At 64.3% G+C, this 17,105-nt stretch carries 18 protein-coding genes; 7 read left to right on the top strand and 11 right to left on the bottom strand.

Annotation, left to right across the window (positions count from 1 at the left end):
- Positions 1-146 precede the first annotated feature (146 nt).
- From I6F24_RS06490 to I6F24_RS06480, 3 genes are all read right to left on the bottom strand, one after another.
- The gene (locus tag I6F24_RS06490) at positions 147-536 is read right to left on the bottom strand and encodes an OB-fold domain-containing protein (RefSeq protein WP_036011139.1); all 390 of its coding nucleotides are present in this window, start codon (positions 534-536) and stop codon (positions 147-149) included.
- The gene (locus I6F24_RS06485) at positions 536-1,693 is read right to left on the bottom strand and encodes a thiolase domain-containing protein (protein ID WP_036027539.1); all 1,158 of its coding nucleotides are present in this window, start codon (positions 1,691-1,693) and stop codon (positions 536-538) included. The genes I6F24_RS06490 and I6F24_RS06485 overlap by 1 nt, the downstream gene beginning before the upstream one ends.
- 947 nt (positions 1,694-2,640) lie before the next feature.
- Positions 2,641-6,132, bottom strand: coding sequence for an indolepyruvate ferredoxin oxidoreductase family protein (locus I6F24_RS06480; protein ID WP_036027540.1), 3,492 nt, complete (start codon positions 6,130-6,132; stop codon positions 2,641-2,643).
- 284 nt (positions 6,133-6,416) lie between these two features.
- Between I6F24_RS06480 and I6F24_RS06475 the strand changes: the two genes are divergently transcribed.
- On the top strand, positions 6,417-7,664 hold the full coding sequence (locus tag I6F24_RS06475; RefSeq protein WP_225151430.1) for a c-type cytochrome: 1,248 nt from the start codon (positions 6,417-6,419) through the stop codon (positions 7,662-7,664).
- A 55-nt stretch (positions 7,665-7,719) separates the two neighbouring features.
- Here the strand turns inward: I6F24_RS06475 and I6F24_RS06470 are convergent, their stop codons facing one another.
- On the bottom strand, positions 7,720-8,364 hold the full coding sequence (locus I6F24_RS06470) for a trimeric intracellular cation channel family protein (protein WP_225151428.1): 645 nt from the start codon (positions 8,362-8,364) through the stop codon (positions 7,720-7,722).
- Positions 8,365-8,527: 163 nt separating this feature from the next.
- Between I6F24_RS06470 and I6F24_RS06465 the strand changes: the two genes are divergently transcribed.
- Positions 8,528-8,917, top strand: a complete 390-nt coding sequence (locus tag I6F24_RS06465; RefSeq protein ID WP_036011109.1) for a hypothetical protein — start codon at positions 8,528-8,530, stop codon at positions 8,915-8,917.
- 158 nt (positions 8,918-9,075) lie between these two features.
- Here I6F24_RS06465 and I6F24_RS06460 read toward each other — a convergent pair whose 3' ends face one another.
- Genes I6F24_RS06460 through I6F24_RS06450 form a run of 3 tightly spaced genes read right to left on the bottom strand, consistent with a single transcriptional unit; the run spans position 9,076 to position 10,620 of the window.
- Positions 9,076-9,885: an isocitrate lyase/phosphoenolpyruvate mutase family protein gene (locus tag I6F24_RS06460; protein ID WP_036011106.1), complete on the bottom strand. Its 810-nt coding sequence runs from the start codon at positions 9,883-9,885 to the stop codon at positions 9,076-9,078.
- 51 nt (positions 9,886-9,936) lie between these two features.
- Positions 9,937-10,287, bottom strand: a complete 351-nt coding sequence (locus tag I6F24_RS06455; protein WP_036011104.1) for an antibiotic biosynthesis monooxygenase — start codon at positions 10,285-10,287, stop codon at positions 9,937-9,939.
- 24 nt (positions 10,288-10,311) lie between these two features.
- Complete coding sequence (locus I6F24_RS06450) at positions 10,312-10,620, bottom strand: NIPSNAP family protein (protein ID WP_036011128.1); 309 nt, start codon at positions 10,618-10,620, stop codon at positions 10,312-10,314.
- Positions 10,621-10,778: 158 nt separating this feature from the next.
- Between I6F24_RS06450 and I6F24_RS06445 the strand changes: the two genes are divergently transcribed.
- From I6F24_RS06445 to I6F24_RS06435, 3 genes are all read left to right on the top strand, one after another.
- Positions 10,779-11,477 (top strand): winged helix-turn-helix domain-containing protein, encoded by a 699-nt coding sequence (locus I6F24_RS06445; RefSeq protein ID WP_225132582.1) that lies wholly within the window; start codon positions 10,779-10,781, stop codon positions 11,475-11,477.
- Positions 11,478-11,616: 139 nt separating this feature from the next.
- Complete coding sequence (locus tag I6F24_RS06440) at positions 11,617-12,627, top strand: alpha/beta hydrolase (RefSeq protein ID WP_225151426.1); 1,011 nt, start codon at positions 11,617-11,619, stop codon at positions 12,625-12,627.
- Positions 12,628-12,822: 195 nt separating this feature from the next.
- Entirely contained in the window at positions 12,823-13,074 is a 252-nt protein-coding gene (locus I6F24_RS06435) for a hypothetical protein (RefSeq protein WP_036011098.1), read from the top strand.
- 152 nt (positions 13,075-13,226) lie between these two features.
- Here I6F24_RS06435 and I6F24_RS06430 read toward each other — a convergent pair whose 3' ends face one another.
- Together I6F24_RS06430 and I6F24_RS06425 are read right to left on the bottom strand one after the other, a co-directional pair.
- Positions 13,227-13,514, bottom strand: a complete 288-nt coding sequence (locus tag I6F24_RS06430) for a twin-arginine translocation signal domain-containing protein (protein ID WP_225147659.1) — start codon at positions 13,512-13,514, stop codon at positions 13,227-13,229.
- Between the two features lie 138 nt (positions 13,515-13,652).
- A complete protein-coding gene (locus I6F24_RS06425; RefSeq protein WP_225124917.1) occupies positions 13,653-13,967 on the bottom strand; it encodes a hypothetical protein in 315 nt (104 codons plus the stop codon).
- 130 nt (positions 13,968-14,097) lie between these two features.
- Between I6F24_RS06425 and I6F24_RS06420 the strand changes: the two genes are divergently transcribed.
- Positions 14,098-14,751 (top strand): glutathione S-transferase family protein, encoded by a 654-nt coding sequence (locus tag I6F24_RS06420; protein WP_225151423.1) that lies wholly within the window; start codon positions 14,098-14,100, stop codon positions 14,749-14,751.
- A 75-nt stretch (positions 14,752-14,826) separates the two neighbouring features.
- Positions 14,827-14,979, top strand: coding sequence for a hypothetical protein (locus I6F24_RS06415; RefSeq protein WP_193374987.1), 153 nt, complete (start codon positions 14,827-14,829; stop codon positions 14,977-14,979).
- Positions 14,980-15,099: 120 nt separating this feature from the next.
- On the opposite strand, the gene I6F24_RS06410 is transcribed toward I6F24_RS06415, so the two are convergent.
- Together I6F24_RS06410 and I6F24_RS06405 are read right to left on the bottom strand one after the other, a co-directional pair.
- Positions 15,100-15,447: a hypothetical protein gene (locus tag I6F24_RS06410; RefSeq protein WP_036027561.1), complete on the bottom strand. Its 348-nt coding sequence runs from the start codon at positions 15,445-15,447 to the stop codon at positions 15,100-15,102.
- 110 nt (positions 15,448-15,557) lie between these two features.
- Positions 15,558-17,090, bottom strand: coding sequence for an acyl-CoA carboxylase subunit beta (locus tag I6F24_RS06405; protein ID WP_025036964.1), 1,533 nt, complete (start codon positions 17,088-17,090; stop codon positions 15,558-15,560).
- Positions 17,091-17,105 lie beyond the last annotated feature (15 nt).

The raw sequence follows: 17,105 nt of genomic DNA, 5'->3' as shown, positions 1-17,105 counted from the left end.
CCCTTGCGGGAGAGGGCTCCGAGGTGCCGGCCACATACGCGTTTGGGTGAGGGGTTGCTTCCACGTTGAAGATTCTCTCCGTGGAGAGAACCCCTCATCCGGCGCTTCGCGCCACCTTCCCCCGCAAGGGGGAAGGAAGAAAGCAATCAAGCCACCGTGAAGAACGGCAGCGGGGCGCCGTCGGTCGGCTTGAACACCACCTTCACCTTCTGACCGATCTTGAGCTTCTCCAGATCGCAGTCGACGAAATTGGTCTGCACCGATGGCCCCTCCTTCAGCGTGACGTAGCCGATGGCGTAAGGACCGGTCGGCGATTTCCGCATCAAACTGTAGGTGTAGATCGTGCCCTCGCCAGAGGCCTGTTCCCACACCGTCTTGTCGGAGTAGCAGAACGGGCAGATCGAGCGCGGGAAGTAATGCGCTTCGCCGCAGGCGGTGCAGCGCTTGATCATGAACTTGCCCTCTTTCGCCGCGTCCCAGAACGCTGAAGTCTCGGGATTCGTCACCGGGGCCGGATACTTTTTCACTTCGCTCATCACACGCGCTCCAGAATGGCGGTCGAGGCGGCGTGGCGGACGCCGAGCAGGCCGCCGGTGCCGTGGGCGATGGCGAGATCGCAGTTCTTGACCTGCACCTTCGGATGCGCCTCGCCGCGCAGCTGCCTGACGGCTTCGAGGATCTTGGTCATGCCGCCGCGGTTGACGGGGTGGTTGCTGCAGAGGCCGCCACCATCGGTGTTGAACGGCAGCTTGCCGACGCCCGAGATCAGGTTGCCGTCGGCGACGAACTTGCCGCCCTCGCCCTTCTTGCAGAAACCGAGGTCTTCGAGCTGCATCAGCACGGTGATGGTGAAGCTGTCATAGATCGAGGCGTATTTGATGTCCTTCGGCGTGATGCCGGCTTCCTCGAACGCACGCGGACCGGACCAGACGCCGGCGGAGTAAGTGAGGTCGAGATCTTTGCCGCCGCGCGGGCCCTTCATCGCCTCGCCATGGCCGATCAGGCGCACCAGCGGCTTCTTCAGGCTCTTGGCAATCTCCGGCGTCGTCACGATCAGCGCGCCGCCGCCGTCGGAGACGACGCAGCAATCCATGCGATGCAGGGGATCGGAGATCATCGGCGAGTTCAGGACGTCCTCGACAGTGACCACGTCCTTGAGCATCGCATACGGATTGTACTGCGCGTGATGCGAGGCCGCGACCTTGATCCAGGCGAGCTGCTCGGAGGTGGTGCCATAGTCGTGCATGTGGCGCATGGCACACATGCCATAGGCATTGTGCGTGGTCGCCCCGTAAGCGGTTTCGAAATCGACCTCGGCGCCGGAAGCGCGCGGCGGCATCGCGCCGGTGCGCGGCTTGCCGGCGAGCGTCACGAGCGCGATCGAGCATTTGCCCGCGGCGATCGCCTCGGCGGCATGGCCGAGATGGATGATGTAGGAGCAGCCACCGGTCTCGGTGGAATCAATGTGGCGAAGCTTCTTGGTGTTCAGGCCGAGATAATCGACCATCGGCCAGGCGCCGCCGGGCGCGTCGCCCGCACAGAAATAGCCGTCGATATCATCCTTGCTGATCCCGGCATCCTCGATCGCGCCCTTGGCGACCTCGGCGTGGAGCTGGGCGGTGGATTTGTCCGGCGCATGCCGGGTCGGGTGTTCGTAGATCCCGGCAATGTAGGCCTTGCCCTTGATGGTCAAAACTTCAGTCTCCGCTCGCGTCTCGTTCGTGGCTCTTTTTTTGGCTCTTTTTTCTGAACCGCACCGGGCTGATTGGCAAGCGCGGAAATATTCCGCCCCGCGAGAGGGTAGCGGATTGGCGCAAGGGGAGCACATCCGAAAATCCGCCCCAGATAGCAAGCGAACCTGCCCGCCGCGTCGTCATTGCGAGGAGCCCTTGCGACGAAGCAATCCAGAGCCCCTCCATTGAGGAATTCTGGATTTGCTTCGCTACGCTCGCAATGACGGAGTTTGTTGCCACTGATGGCGCTGCTTCAACTCAAGACTCGCTCGCAGACACACGCCCGCATCCTCGCGGCACATCTCGCCCGAGTTTTGCTCCCGTCTTGCTCCCTCCGAAGACAGAGGGCGCAGGGAAGACCGGGTGCCGGCTGGGCACCCACGGTCCGCTGTGCGCGAATTGCGCGAAAAACAGATGCACAGCGGCATACAGGTGGAGCCCAACATCCGGCCTTCCCTGCGCAGTGGCTCTACGGCTTATGTCGCGCTCTCCCCGGGGAGCGATGCACTATTGCCCCCGTCGCCTTGCGAGAGAGACCCGCACGACTTGACGCACAGACCCCGGGCGTCAGGACCACACGATTTTGCCGTACGCGAGACCGCGCCCGTCGTGCGCGCGAAAGACTCGCGCGACGCAGCCCGCGTCCACCGCCGCTCACCCCGCGTTTCGTGACGATCGCGATACGCCCCTCTGAGAGGGATGAGGTGGCGGAGAGATACGATAATTCCGAATTTCGGTAAAGCGGAATGTTTTTGCGCGCGCGGATTGACCATGGCTTGGGTGTTTTGCCCGGCGGGCAACGCAACGGATGGTGTCGTAGCCCGGATGGAGCGCAGCGCAATCCGGGGCCGTCACCCGCGGAGGCACTCGTCCCGGATTACGCTGCGCTCCATCCGGGCTACTACGCCTACTCCGCCGCGATCTGCCGGGGCGCCGGCGGCGGGTTGGCCAAATCCGCGGCGAGCTGGGCGTAGCGGGCCTTGGCGTCGTGTACGGCCTTCTCCTTCACGGGGCCGTAGCCGCGGATGCGGTCGGGCAGTGAGAGCAGCTCGACCGCGGTGTCGATCGTGAGCGGCGACAAAAGGCCGAGCACCCTTGCGACGTCCTTCTCGTAGCCGGCGATCAGGTCGCGCTCGAGCTTGCGGTCGGCGCTGCGGCCGAAGATGTCGAACGGCGTGCCGCGCAGGAACTTGAACTTGGCCAGCACGCGGAAGACCTTCAGCATCCACGGGCCGAAGGCGCGCTTCTTCGGGCGCCCCAGCGCATCGACACCGCTGCTGAGGATCGGCGGCGCGAGATTGAAGTTGAACTTGAAGTCGCCCTCGAACTGGTCGCGGAGCTGCTGCTCGAAGGCGCCGTCGGTGTAGAGGCGCGCCACTTCGTACTCGTCCTTGTAGGCGAGGAGCTTTGCATAATTCACGGCAACCGCGCGCGGCAGCGCATCGCCATAGCCGCCCTTCGCGGCGGCATCGCGGACCTGGTCCACCAGCTTGCGATAGCGCTTGGCGAGACGAGCGTTCTGGTAGGCGGTCAGATGCTTGGCACGGTGCTCGATGACCTCGTCGAGCGTCATGGCATCGAGCGCCTTCGGCGCGGCCACTTCGTCCCCGCCCTTCAGCATATCCGCAAGGCGCTTGGGGTCGGCGACTGCGAGGCGGCCGAGGCGGAAGGCTTCCTTGTTCATCTTGATCGAGACGCCATTGACCTCGATCGCCTGCTCGATCGCTTCCGCGGAGAGCGGCAACAAACCCTTCTGATAGGCATAGCCCATCATCATCATGTTGGTGGCGATGGCATCGCCGAGCAGCTGCTCGGCAGGCTTGGTGAAGTCGAAGAACACCGAATCCTTGTGCAGCGCCGTTTCCAGGAGCCCGTTCAGCTTGCGGGTCTGGAAATTGAAATCGCGATTGAGGATGAAATCGGCGGTGGGAATGACGTGGCTGTTGATGATGCCGTGGGTGCGGCTGGTGTCACAAAGGGTGATCGTGTCCTTGGCGACTGCGACGACTTCGTCGGCGGCGAGCACGAGATCGGCCGTGCCGGTGACGATGCGCGAGCAGGTCACCTCGGCCGGATGATCTGATAGCCGCACATGGCTGAGCACCGCCCCGCCCTTTTGCGCGAGGCCCGACATATCCAGGATCATCGAGGCCTTGCCCTCGATGTGGGCGGCCATGCCGAGCAGCGCGCCGATGGTGAGCACGCCGGTGCCGCCGACGCCGCCGACGGCGATGTTATAGGGCTTGTCGAGCGTCGGACGCGAGGCCGGCTCGGGCAGCGCGCCGATCTCAGCGAGCTCGGCTGGCGCGCGGTGGCGCGGCGCGCCGCCGTCGATGGTGACGAAGGACGGACAGAATCCTTTCAGGCAGGAATAGTCCTTGTTGCAGGATGACTGGTTGATAGCGCGCTTGCGGCCGAACTCGGTCTCCAGCGGCTCGACCGAGATGCAGTTCGACTGCACCGAGCAATCGCCGCAGCCTTCGCAGACGGCCGGATTGATCATGACGCGGCGCGCCGGGTCCTCCATCAGGCCGCGCTTGCGGCGACGGCGCTTCTCGGCGGCGCAGGTCTGCACGAACACGATCGCCGAGGTGCCCTTGAACTCGCGGCACATCTTCATGACGTTGTCGAGCTCGTCGCGGTGATACTTCTTCACGCCGGGCGCGATGGTATCGGCGGGATAAGCGTCGGGGTTTTCCGAGACCAGATAGAGCTCGCGGATGCCTTCGGCGTACAGCTGCTGGGTGATCTGCTGCGGCGAGAGATCGCCGTCATGACGCTGGCCGCCGGTCATGGCTACCGCATCGTTGTAGAGGATCTTGTAGGTGATGTTGGCCTTGGAGGCGATCGCCTGGCGGATGGCGAGAATGCCGGAGTGGAAGTAGGTGCCGTCGCCGAGATTGGCGAAGATGTGGTTCTCGTTGGTGAAGGGCGCGATGCCGACCCAGGGCACGCCCTCGCCGCCCATATGCGTGAACGTCTCGGTCGAGCGGTCCATCCACAGCGCCATGAAGTGGCAGCCGATGCCGGCAAGCGCGCGGCTGCCTTCGGGGACTTTCGTCGACGTGTTGTGGGGGCAGCCGGAGCAGAAATACGGGGTTCGGGAGACAGGGGCGACCGCCTGCATCTGGGTCGCCTGGCGGCCGTTGAACCAGTCGGCCTTGGCGCGGAGCATCTCCGCGATTTCGGGGTTGAGATCAAGTCGAAGCAGGCGTTCGGTCAGCGAGGTCGCGAGCGAGGCGACGCTGAGCTCGGCGGCGAAGGTCAGGAAGCGCTTGTCGTGCTCGTCCATCTTGCCGACGATGCGCGGGCGCACATCGTCGCGCCAGTTGAACAACACCTGCTTGACCTGGTTCTCGACGATCTCGCGCCGCTCCTCGACGATGAAGATCTCCTCCAGGCCGACGGCGAATTCATGCACGCCTTCGGGCTCGAGCGGCCAGGGCATGCCGATCTTGTAGAGACGAAGGCCGATTTTGGCGGCGACCTCCTCGGTGATGCCGAGCTCGCGCAGCGCCTGACGAACGTCCTCGTAGCTCTTGCCAGAGGCCATGATGCCGAAACGGGCGGTCGGCGAATCCATGGTGACGCGGTTGACCTTATTGGCGCGGGCAAAGGCGATGGCGGCAAAGCCCTTGTAGTCCTGCAGGCGCCGGTCCTGCTCGAAGCGGTCGTCGGGCCAGCGCAGGTTGAGGCCGCCGGGTGGCAGCTCGAAATCGGTGGGAATGATGAACGGCTTCATCTCGTCGGTGAGGTCGATCTCGGCGGTGGTCTCGACCGTCTCCGTGATCACCTTCATGCCGACCCAGCAGCCGGAATAGCGCGACATCGCGATGCCGAGCAGGCCCATCTCGATCATCTCGTGGATGCTCGAGGGATAGAGATACGGCATCAGCGCCGACATGAAGGCATGGTCGGACTGATGCGGGACGGTGGAGGATTTTGCGCCGTGGTCGTCGCCGGCAAGGCACAGCACGCCGCCGTTCTTGGCCGAGCCCGCGGCATTGCCGTGACGGAACACGTCGCCGCAGCGGTCGACGCCCGGGCCCTTGCCGTACCAGATGCCGACCACGCCGTCGTATTTGGCGCCGGGCGAGAGGTTGAGCTGCTGCGAGCCCCACACCGCGGTCGCGGCGAGGTCCTCGTTCACGCCGGGTTGGAACTTGATGTTGTACTGCTCGAGATGCTTGCGCGCGGCGAACAGCTGCTGGTCGTAGCCGCCGAGCGGCGAGCCGCGATAACCGGAGATGAAGCCCGCGGTGTTGAGGCCGTTGGCGCGGTCGCGCCGGATCTGGGCCATCGGCAAGCGGACCAGGGCCTGGATGCCCGTGGTGAAGACGTGTCCGGTCTGCTGGGTGTACTTTTGATCGAGACTGATCGGACCCTGGTTGATGCCCATGCTGTCCTCGCTTCGCGCCCTGTTCAGGTCTTGCTGACTTAAGTCGTTGCCTGCCCGTTGGTTTTAGCTAGGGCGGGCCGACCACCTCCGCCACTCTATGTCGGATATTTCATGCTCCGCATCACAATTCTGGACCAAAGGAGGCCTCGGGTAAAAATCGCAATTTCGTGGCCTGAAACACGTTGGCGATTTTCAGTTTGTGTCACCATACCCCCATCGTTGCGAAATGAATCGACGCTTCCCTTCACGCACGTAGGGTCGATGGGTCGCAGGGGAGGCTGTCGATGCGGACGATTCTGACGGGCCTGGCGCTTGTGGGCCTGGCGTTGTGCAGTGCGGTTGCAAGTACGGTCACAAGCGCGGCCGGCGCCGCCGGACCATCTTCCGAGCTGATCGCCTATGGCAAGGCGCTGGCCGAGGCCGGCGACTGCGCGGGCTGCCACACTGCCGATCCGGCCAAACCGTTCGCGGGCGGCAAGCGCATCGACACGCCCTTTGGCGCGATCTATGCGCCGAACCTGACGCCGGACCGCGACACCGGCATCGGCGGCTGGACGGATGCCGATTTCACCCGCGCCTTGCGCACCGGCATCGCGCCTGACGGCTCGAATTATTACCCGGCGTTTCCCTACCCCTATTTCACGAGGATGACGAAGGACGACACGCTGGCGATCCGCGCCTATCTCGCCACGCTGGCGCCCGTCACCAGCCGCAACAAGCCGCCGGAGCTGCGCTGGCCATTCGGCTATCGCGGCCTGATGCGGCTTTGGAACACGATGTATTTCAAGCCCGGCCTGTTCGAGCCGGACCAGACCAAGAGCGCGGCCTGGAACAGAGGCGGCTACCTGGTCACCGGGCTCGGCCATTGCGGCGCCTGCCACACGCCCAAGAATTATTTCGGCGCCGACCGGGATGCGCAGGCGCTGTCCGGCAACGCGGTCGGCGGCTGGTTCGCACCGCGGCTCGACGGCGCCCCGCGCACCGGGCTGAAATCCTGGAGCGAGGCCGATATCACGGAGTACCTGCAAAGCGGGCGCAATGCCAAAAGCCACGCCGGCGGGCCGATGGCGGAGGTCGTCGTCAACTCGACCTCGAAGATGAGCGATGCCGACGTGCGCGCGATCGCGATCTATCTGAAGAGCCTGCCGCCGGCCCGGCGCGAGACGATCGTAACGCCGCCGGACGCTGCCGAGATGAAGGCCGGCCAGGCGGTCTACGCAAAGCTCTGCATCGCCTGCCACGAGGCCGACGGCACAGGCAGCCCGCGCATCTACCCGCCGCTGCCGGGCAATGCGCTGCTGCAATCGATCAATCCGTCCTCGACCTTGCGCATCATCCTCGACGGTGCCCACACCGTGACGACGCCGCGCGCGCCGAACACCGGCGAGATGCCGGCTTACGCCAAGCAGCTGTCCGACGCCGAGATCGCCGCGGTGACGAACTACATCCGCAATTCCTGGGGCAATGCCGGCCCGCTGGTGACACCGGCACAGGTGGCAAAAGCAAGGAAGCGAGAGGCGAATGGGGAATAGCGAGTGGCGAATGGCCCAGAACCATTCGCTATTCGCCATTCGCGCGCGACAGCGCTCACCGCTCTTCATCCCCCGTAAAGACAAACTTCGGCATCTCCCATTTGTAGCGCACCGCAAGCAGGCGGAAGCTGATGCCGAGGACAAATGTCAAAATGGTCCAGAGCTCCGCGTTGAGCTTGAGACCGAACGCGGTCGCATAGAACAACCCCGTCACCAGCGAGACGCTGGCATAGAGCTCGGAGCGAAACAGCAGCGGCACGTCGTTGCAGAGCACGTCGCGCAGCACGCCGCCGGCGCAGCCCGTCACCATGCCCGAGACGATGACGATCGGCAGAGAAGCACCCATCTGCCAGGCAACGTCGCAGCCGGTCATGGTGAAGACGACGAGACCGATGGCATCGAGCACGATGAAGGCGACCTTCAGCCGGTGCACGAGGCGCGCAAACAGGATGGTGAGGAAGGCGGCGCCGCCGGCGAGCGCGAGATAGATGGGGTTCTGCACCCAAGCCAGCGGATAATGTCCGAGGAAGAGATCGCGCAACGTGCCGCCGCCGAGCGCGGTGATGCAGCCGAGGAAGCAGACGCCCAGCCAATCCATGCTGCGGCGTCCGGCAGCGAGCGCAGCCGTCATGCCCTGCGCGGCCACCGCGGCCAGGGACAGGAAATGCAGCACGCTATCAGTAGGCGGCAGGCTCCACATCGCGTGTTCCCTCTCCGTGGCCCTCGAACTCAGGCGCGGGTTCCCATGGAACAGGTTCCCGATTCCCCACACCGAGGCAACATGCGACGAAAGCATCAAGGCGGCGGAACAGAATCTCGCACCTGAGGGTTGTCCCGGGGTCATAACCGAGGAGACCAAATCGATGGCAGACGACCGTTTTCCCAACGATCCGTACCGCCCGAACCTCGCCGACGATGAGTACTCTCGCGCGGCGCGCCGGGATGCCGACCTGCAGGCCGATCCCGAGCTCGGGGAAGGCCCCGCCTCCAGCGGCAAGATCGCGCTGTTTGCGGTCGCTGTCGCCCTGGTGCTGGGCGCAGTGTTCTACGGCTTGAACAATTCCAGCACCACCAACGAGGCCAGCAACACACCGGCCTCGCAGACTGCGCAGACGCAGCCGACCAATCCGGCCGCACCTCCCGGCATGCGTGACGTGACGCCGCGCAGCAACACCGAGCCGGGCGTGACCACGGGTGCAGCGCCGAACAGGCCGGCCCCGAATACGCCAGCTCCGTCCGACGGCGCGAAGTAACATTTCGTAATGATGCGCGAGAGCGGCGGGATGCAACATCCCGCCGCTTTCGTTTGGCTAAAGCGCGATGAGATTTGGACGAATCGTCATCGCGCTTTAGGTTATTGTTTGAGCATGATCGTTTCGGAAAACCGCTTCACACTTTTCCGGATCATGCTCTAGCCGAACATCTTGTTGAGCTCGCCGCCGGGATAGCCGCCGCCGAGCTCGTTGAAGGTCCCCTTCTCCGCCATCTCCTTGGCCGCGCGCATGAAGCCGCCCCAGGCGGCGCGGGCGAGCGAGCCGCCGACGCTGATGCGGCGCACGCCGAGATCCTGGGCTTCCTGCAGCGACAGGCCGGAGCCGCCGATCAGAAGATTGAACGGCTTCGGTGCGACCGCCTTGACCACCGCGGCGATGTCCTCGCGGCTCTTCAGACCCGGCGCATAGAGGCAGTCGGCGCCAGCATCGGCATAGGCGGTGAGCCGGTCGATGACGAGCTTGAGATCGGTCACGCCCCACAGATAGGCCTCGCAGCGGCCGACCAGCAGCGTGCCGCTGTCGCCGATCGCCTTGCGCGAGGCCTTGATGCGCTCGACGGCCAGCGCGCGATCGTAGAGCGGCTTGTCCTTGTCGCCGGTGGAATCCTCGATCGAGAGGCCCGCAACGCCGGTGCGCACACCGCGCTCGACATTGTCCGCGACCTTGTCGGGCTCGACCGCAAAGCCACCCTCGAAATCGGCGTTCACGGGGATGTCGACAGCCGAGCTCAATGCTGCCAGATGCTGACAGACGTCCTCGACGGTGACGTGGTTGTCGGCCTTGCCGATGGTCCAGGCAAAGCCCGCGCTCGATGACGCGATCGCCTTGAAACCGAGATGCTGCAAGGCTTTCGCGCTGCCGACATCGACCGGATTGGGCAGGATGAAGCAGCCGCTCTCGTGCATCTTCCTGAACGTCGCGCGCTTGTCAGCGGTCGTCACGTGCATGTTTCTCTCCCTTGTTAGCCGCGCAGAGATAAGGCTGCGTTTTCGAGTCCGCTAGTGCGCGTCATGCACGGCGCGGCTGTCCTTCGGCGCCTCGTCGCGATCGTTCATGCCGTAGTCGCGGATGACGCTGGCGATGCGTAAGTGATAATCGGCGAAGATCTGCGCCCTGCCCCTGGCCTGGGTGCGGCGGTGCTCCATCGTGTTGCGCCAGGCCTGGACGGCCGCTTCGTCCCGCCAGAACGATACCGACAGGATCTTGCCCTTCTCCGTCAGGCTCTCGAAGCGCTCGACCGAGATGAAGCCGTCGATGGTCTGCAGCAACGGCTTCAGATCGGCTGCAAGGTCGAAATAGGTCTGGCGGTGTTCCGGCTTGGGCCAGACCTCGAAGATCACGGCGATCATGGGCGTCTCCTGCTGTTGGTCGGCCTACAATACCACCTTGCGCAGGAAGGTGCGTTCTTCGGCGAGGATGAATTTCTCCGCCTCCGCAAAGTTGAAGTTTGCCATACCGTCGAGATCGGCGCGCAGCCGTTTGCGATAGGCTTCATAGGCGGCCAGGCTCTCGAACGAGATCAGGGCGGACGCGATGTTGTTGGTGCCCTCATGCGGCATGAAGTAGCCAATCAACTCGCCGCCACATCTTGGGATGATGGTGAGCCAGCGCTTCGAATATTCCTCGAACTGCGCGCGCTTGAACGGATCGAGCTGGTAGCGGATGAAGACGGTGACGGACATGATGGGCTCCTTTGTTTTCGCCGTCATTGCGAGCATAGCGAAGCAATCCAGGAGTCCCTCCGCGGACGCAGTCTGGATTGCTTCGCTACGCTCGCAATGACGACGTGGTGACACGATACGCCCTTGCCCGACACCAACGCTTCGGTTACCATCGAAGCATGAAATCAGGACCCGACATCGCCATGGTCGCCTCGCTGGTTGGCGACCCCGCCCGCGCCAATATGCTCACGGCGCTGATGAACGGCCGTGCGCTCACGGCGAGCGAGCTGGCGCAGGAGGCCGGCATCACGCCGCAGACCGCAAGCTCGCATCTGTCGAAGCTCGAGGCCGGCGGCCTGATCGAGCCGGAGAAACAGGGCCGCCACCGCTATTACCGCCTCACCGACGACGACGTCGCCGGCGTGCTCGAGGGGCTCGCCGGCCTTGCCGCGCGGACCGGCCATATGCGCGTGCGCACCGGGCCGAAGGACCCTGCGCTGCGGCGCGCGCGGATCTGCTACGACCATCTCGCCGGCGACCTCGGCGTGCAGATGCTGGACTCCTTGCGCGAGCGGCATCTGGTCAGGCAGAGGAAGCAGGAGATCGAGCTGACCGCCGAGGGCGAGCGCTTTCTTGTGAAGCACCTGCAGATCTCGCCCGACATGCTCAGCCATCCGCGCCGCCCGGTCTGCAAGGCCTGCCTCGACTGGAGCGAGCGGCGGCACCATCTCGCCGGCACGTTGGGCGCGGCCATGATGCAACGGTTCGCCGAGTTGAAGTGGGCCGCGCGCGATCCCACGCCCGGCAGCCGTATCGTGAATTTCACCCGTACCGGCGAGAAGCAGTTCGCTGCGCTGTTCGCGAATGGGAAGGACTGATCACACAAGCTCTGTGAGATCGCACGCTTGCGTGTGAATGTGCACTCTCGTCATGGCCGGGCTTGACCCGGCCATCCACGTCTTTATTGCGGCTGGCACGTGGATGCCCTGGACAAGCCCGGGCATGACGGAGACTGTGATGAACCGCATCTTCCTGGCCGCGCTCGCCGCCGCCCTTCTTACTTTCCAACTCACATCGACCTACGCCGCCGATGCCACGCCCCGCGAGCCCTATGGCATCGCGCTCGAAGGCTTTGCCTATCCTTACCCCGTGCACTTGCTCCCCGTCGTCAACGACGGCGAGCAGCTCAGCATGGCCTATATGGATGTCGCCGCGGCACGGCCGAACGGCCGCACCGTCGTGCTGCTGCACGGGCGCAATTTTCCGTCGAGCTATTGGGCGCCCGTGATCAAGATGCTGAGCGAGGCCGGCTTTCGTGTCGTGGTGCCGGACCAGGTCGGTTTCGGCAAGTCTTCCAAGCCGGCGGGCGAGCTGCATTTCGACAATCTGGCGCGCAACACCATTGCGCTGCTCGATCACCTCAAAATCGACAAGGCCGAGATCGTCGCGCATTCGCTCGGCGGCATGCTCGGCGTGCGCGTCGCCCGGGCCTATCCCGACCGCCTCGTCCATCTGGTGCTGACCGCGCCGATCGGGCTCGAGGACTACCGCCTCTACGTGCCGCCGACGCCGACCGAGAAGATGATCGAGACCGAGGACAAGCTCACCGCCGACGGCTATCGCAAGCAGCTCCAGACCAATTACGCAATCAAGCTGCCGGCCGAGGCGATCACGCCGTTCATCGAGGCCCGCTTCAATATCAAGGGCAGCCCGGACTATCCGCGCTGGCTGCGCGCCTTCGTCTCTTCCGGCCAGATGATCTATCGTGAACCGGTGGCGCACGAGATCCCGCTGATCGCGACACCGACTCTGTTCATCATGGGCGCGGACGACCACAACGCGCCGGGCCGGCCGCTCGCGCCGGAGGCGCTGCGGGCCAAGATGGGGCAGAACGCAGAGCTTGCGAAGCAGCTCGCCGCGAAGATGCCGAACGCGCGGGCCGAGGTGATCCCCGACACCGGCCATCTCGTGTTCCTGGAGGCGCCGGAGACGTACAAGGAACTGGTGCTGGGCTTTCTCGGCCGCTAGCGACACCAGCGTGTCGTCCGGGACCAGATGCGGGGAACGTTCATGCCGCATTCAGGTCATGATTGGCAGGTTTGGATCGCAACGTGCCGGCACGTTTCTCCAATTTTAACGTGTCGAATCGTGTCTGTTGATTCATTGTGCGCCACAAGCGCCATCCCCCTAAGCCTGCCCCCAGGACGAGAAGGAAGATCAAAAATGAAATACCTGTTAGCCGCCGTCATGCTCGCCAGCGCGGCCGTCGTCGGTTTCAGCGAGGCGGCCAGCGCCGCCGAGGGCTGCGGCCGAGGGTTTTATCGCGGCCCCTATGGTCAGTGCCGCCCGATGCGTGGCGCGGTCGTCGTGCGCCCCGCCCCCGTGGTGGTCGCCCCACCGGTCGTCGTGGTGCCCCGCGCGCGCGTCTGCCCTTACGGCTTCCGCTGGTACGCCGGCCGCTGCCGTCCTTACTGATCTTCTTCGCACTCCAGAATGGCCGCGCGGCACCCGCTGCGCGGCCATTTTCTTTTGGCGCTCTGACTTTCGCCCACGGAGCCGGGCGTCTCCAGAATCGAAACGGGGACCGCCAGCGGCGATCCCCGTCGAGTCCGCGAATGGTCGCGAGCTTACCAATAATGGCGGCGGCGCCAGCGCCGGTGACGCCGGCGCCAATGACGGCGGTGCCAGCCCCAGTGGCGGCCACGCCCACGCCAGTGAACCTGCTCAGGAGCGAGTTGCGCAGCTTCCTCACTGGTCGTGACAGCGGGATGAGCGTCGGGATTGCCTTGCGGCGCGTGAGTGGGATCAGCGAGCGGCTGCGGTGACAGCGGCGCGGCCTGTGCCGCGGTCGCGGCGAAGGCAGCGGCGCCCGCCGTCAATCCCAAGGCAAGTTTCAAAAAGTTCCGGCGCTCCATCGTTTCTTCCTTCTTGGATCATCGTACCCGTGATGCAGAAGGAATGTCGCCGCAACGCCATGAACCGAAGCTGAAGCCGGCGTTCAGATTCATGCGAGCCGAGATGAAGAATTCGTAACTCCGTCCGGGTTACAGGACCTACGTCGCAAACTCCTGCGCCAGCACCAGCGTCTCGCGCGAGCGCTTCACGTCGGGCCAGTCGCGGTTGAAATCGGCGACGAGCTTTTTCAGCGCGTCACCTTTCAGCATCGCGTTCAGCTTGGCCTCGTCATCGAACTGATAGATCGCCTGGTGCAGCGAGGGATCGTCGAGGCTCCAGAATCGCCACGCCTTGCTCACGCCGAAGGCCTGCACCGCGTCGGGCAAATGTTCCGTCTCGTACCATCGGTCGAAAGCAGCGCGCTTTTCGGCGTCGGAGACGATGGCGCGAACGACGAAGAAGGCTGCTGGCATCGGGTTTCCTCCTGTTGTTTGACGCGAGACTAACCGCTCAAGCCGCCGGCGACAAAAAGAGTTGCCTCCGGTGTCGGAACGGGCGCCCTTCGTTCGTCCTTTGCATCGAACCAGGACACGGAGACAGGAAATGGCCGACCTCACCCTGACCACCTTCGATTGGGTTCCCGCAGCGCCGCGAGGCTTCGTGCGCGACTTCCGCGTGCGCTGGGCCCTCGAAGAGGCCGCCCTGCCCTATCGCGTCGCCAGCACTCCGTTCGACGATCGCGCGCCAGCGCACTTCACCCACCAGCCGTTCGGCCAGGTTCCGTGGCTGACCGACGGCGACCTCTCGATCTTCGAGACCGGCGCGATCCTGCTGCATCTCGGCGGCCTCAGTGAGAGGCTGATGCCAAAGGACCAGCGCGGCCGCACTGAAGCGGCGGAATGGGTGTTCGCGGCGCTCAATTCGGTGGAGATGGCCAGCCTGCCCTGGAGCATGTCGAAATTCATGGGACATCCGACCGACACGGCAGCATGGAAGTTCGTGGATGACTTCCTCAAGCTTCGGCTCAAGCATCTCGAGCCGGTGCTGGGCAGCCGCGAATGGCTGGCGGGCTCCTTCTCCGTCGCCGACATCCTGATGGCGGACGTGCTGCGCGTCGTCGATGGTTTCAACGGGCTGACGGATAGTCCTGCCTGCCGCGCTTACGTCGCGCGCGCCACCGGACGTCCGGCGTTCGCCAAGGCCCACGCCGACCAGCTGGCGCATTTCGCCGCGGCGGATAAGGCGCGTGGGACGTGATGCACCTCACATAATCGATGCTTTGCTTGGCATAGAGTCGCCGGCATCGGAACGATTCAATTCGACAGGTGACCCATGGTCCGCATCGAATATCTCAAGCGACAGATCGCCCGCGCCGAGCGGTTGGCCAAGGCCATCCTCGACCGGCAGACCGCCGACCGGCTCCAGGCCTACGCCGCCGAATGCCGCGCCGAATTGTCGGAGCTGACAGTCAAGCAGGCCGCGTGAGGCTTGCTGGCGCTGGAGGCGTCTGATGCGTAGGGCGGATTAGCGATAGCGTAATCCGCCACTTCTCCATCCGATGACGCACACCTTGGTGGATTACGCTTCGCTAATCCACCCTACACCTCACACCAGCTTCAGCGGCGCATCGGCAACGACCCTGAGGTCAATGCTGCCGATCAACGCCGCACGCCGCGCCTCCGCAGCACTGATGGCCTCGTCCGTCTGCCGCAACGTCGAGACATTCGAGCCGAGCGAGACGATCCCGCCGAGCACCAGCGCAATCGATCCGAGCGCGGCAGTCTGACCAAATCCGAACAGACCGAGGATCGTCACCAGCAGCAGCGCCGCCCCGCCACCGATCGCGATCTTGGACGCCAGGATGTACTTGCGGCACCGCTCAGCGATCTCGGCGAGCTCTTCGATCCGATCTTCGATATCGGAGATTTCATCGGTCGGATCGTCTTCGGTCATTGGATCGAGCGTGCCAAATCAGAAGGAGCCTGTCGCCCGCATGAGCAAAGCGACATGCGGGACCTCGGCAAAGACCCGGATTTCGCTGCGCTCATCCGGGCTACCTCCTATTACAACGGCAAATTGTCGTGCTTCTTCGCCGGCATTTCCGTCTTTTTGTCCTTCAGCATCGCCAGCGCCCGCGCGATGCGCTTGCGGGTCGAGTGCGGCATGATGACGTCGTCGATATAGCCGCGCTCGGCGGCGATGAAGGGCGACAGGAAGCGGTCTTCGTATTCCTTGGTGCGGGCGGCGATCTTGTCGGGGTCGCCGATGTCTGAGCGGAAGATGATCTCGACCGCGCCCTTGGCGCCCATCACCGCGATCTGGGCGGTCGGCCACGCGTAGTTCATGTCGGCGCCGATCTCCTTGGAGGCCATGACGTCGAAGGCGCCGCCATAGGCCTTGCGGGTGATGATGGTGACGAGCGGCACGGTGCACTGCGAATAGGCGAACAGGAGCTTCGCGCCGTGCTTGATCAGGCCGCCATATTCCTGCGCGGTGCCGGGCAGGAAGCCCGGCACGTCGACGAAGGTGACGATCGGGATGTTGAAGGCGTCGCAGAAGCGGACGAAGCGTGCCGCCTTGCGCGATGCGTCGCTGTCGAGCACGCCGGCCAGCACCATCGGCTGGTTGGCGACGAAGCCGACCGTGCGCCCGGCAATGCGACCAAAGCCGGTGACGATGTTCTTGGCGAAGGCTTCCGCGATCTCGAAGAAGTCGCCCTCGTCCACGACCTTCAGGATCAGCTCCTTCATGTCATAGGGCTTGTTCGGATTGTCGGGGATCAGCGTGTCGAGCGACATGTCGACCCGCTCGATGTCATCGAAGCTCGGCCATTCCGGCACGCCGTCGGTGTTGTTGGAGGGCAGGAAGTCGATCAGGCGACGCATCTGCAAGAGGGTCTCGACGTCGTTCTCGAAGGCGCCGTCGGCGATTGAGGAGCGCGTGGCGTGCACCGAGGCGCCGCCGAGCTCCTCGGCCGTCACGACCTCGTTGGTCACGGTCTTCACCACGTCGGGACCGGTGACGAACATGTAACTGGTGTTCTTCACCATGAAGATGAAGTCGGTCATGGCAGGCGAATAGACGTCGCCGCCGGCGCAGGGGCCCATGATGACGGAGATCTGCGGGATCACGCCCGAGGCAAGCACATTGCGACGGAACACGTAGGAATAGCCGGCGAGCGCAGCGACGCCTTCCTGGATGCGGGCGCCGCCGGCGTCATACAGGCCAATGATGGGCGCCCTCGCCTTCATCGCCATGTCCTGGAGTTTTGTAATTTTCAGCGCGTGCGTTTCGGACAACGAGCCGCCGAACACCGTAAAGTCTTTGGCAAAGACAAAAGTCTTGCGACCGTTGACGGTGCCCCAGCCGGTGACGACGCCGTCGCCCGGCACCTTGGTCTTCTCCATGCCGAACTCGGTGGAGCGGTGCTCGACGAACATGTCGAACTCCTCGAACGATCCCTTGTCGAGCAGAAGCTCGATGCGCTCGCGGGCCGTCAGCTTGCCGCGGGCGTGCTGCGCCTCGATGCGCTTCTCCCCGCCGCCGAGCTTTGCGCCGGCACGACGATCTTCAAGGGCGTCCAGGATGTGTTTCATTTGCTCCCGCCAGTT

Source organism: Bradyrhizobium sp. BRP23, from assembly GCF_020194135.1.
Taxonomy (GTDB): Bacteria; Pseudomonadota; Alphaproteobacteria; order Rhizobiales; family Xanthobacteraceae; genus Bradyrhizobium; species Bradyrhizobium yuanmingense.
This window is presented reverse-complemented; position numbering and strand designations above follow the sequence as displayed.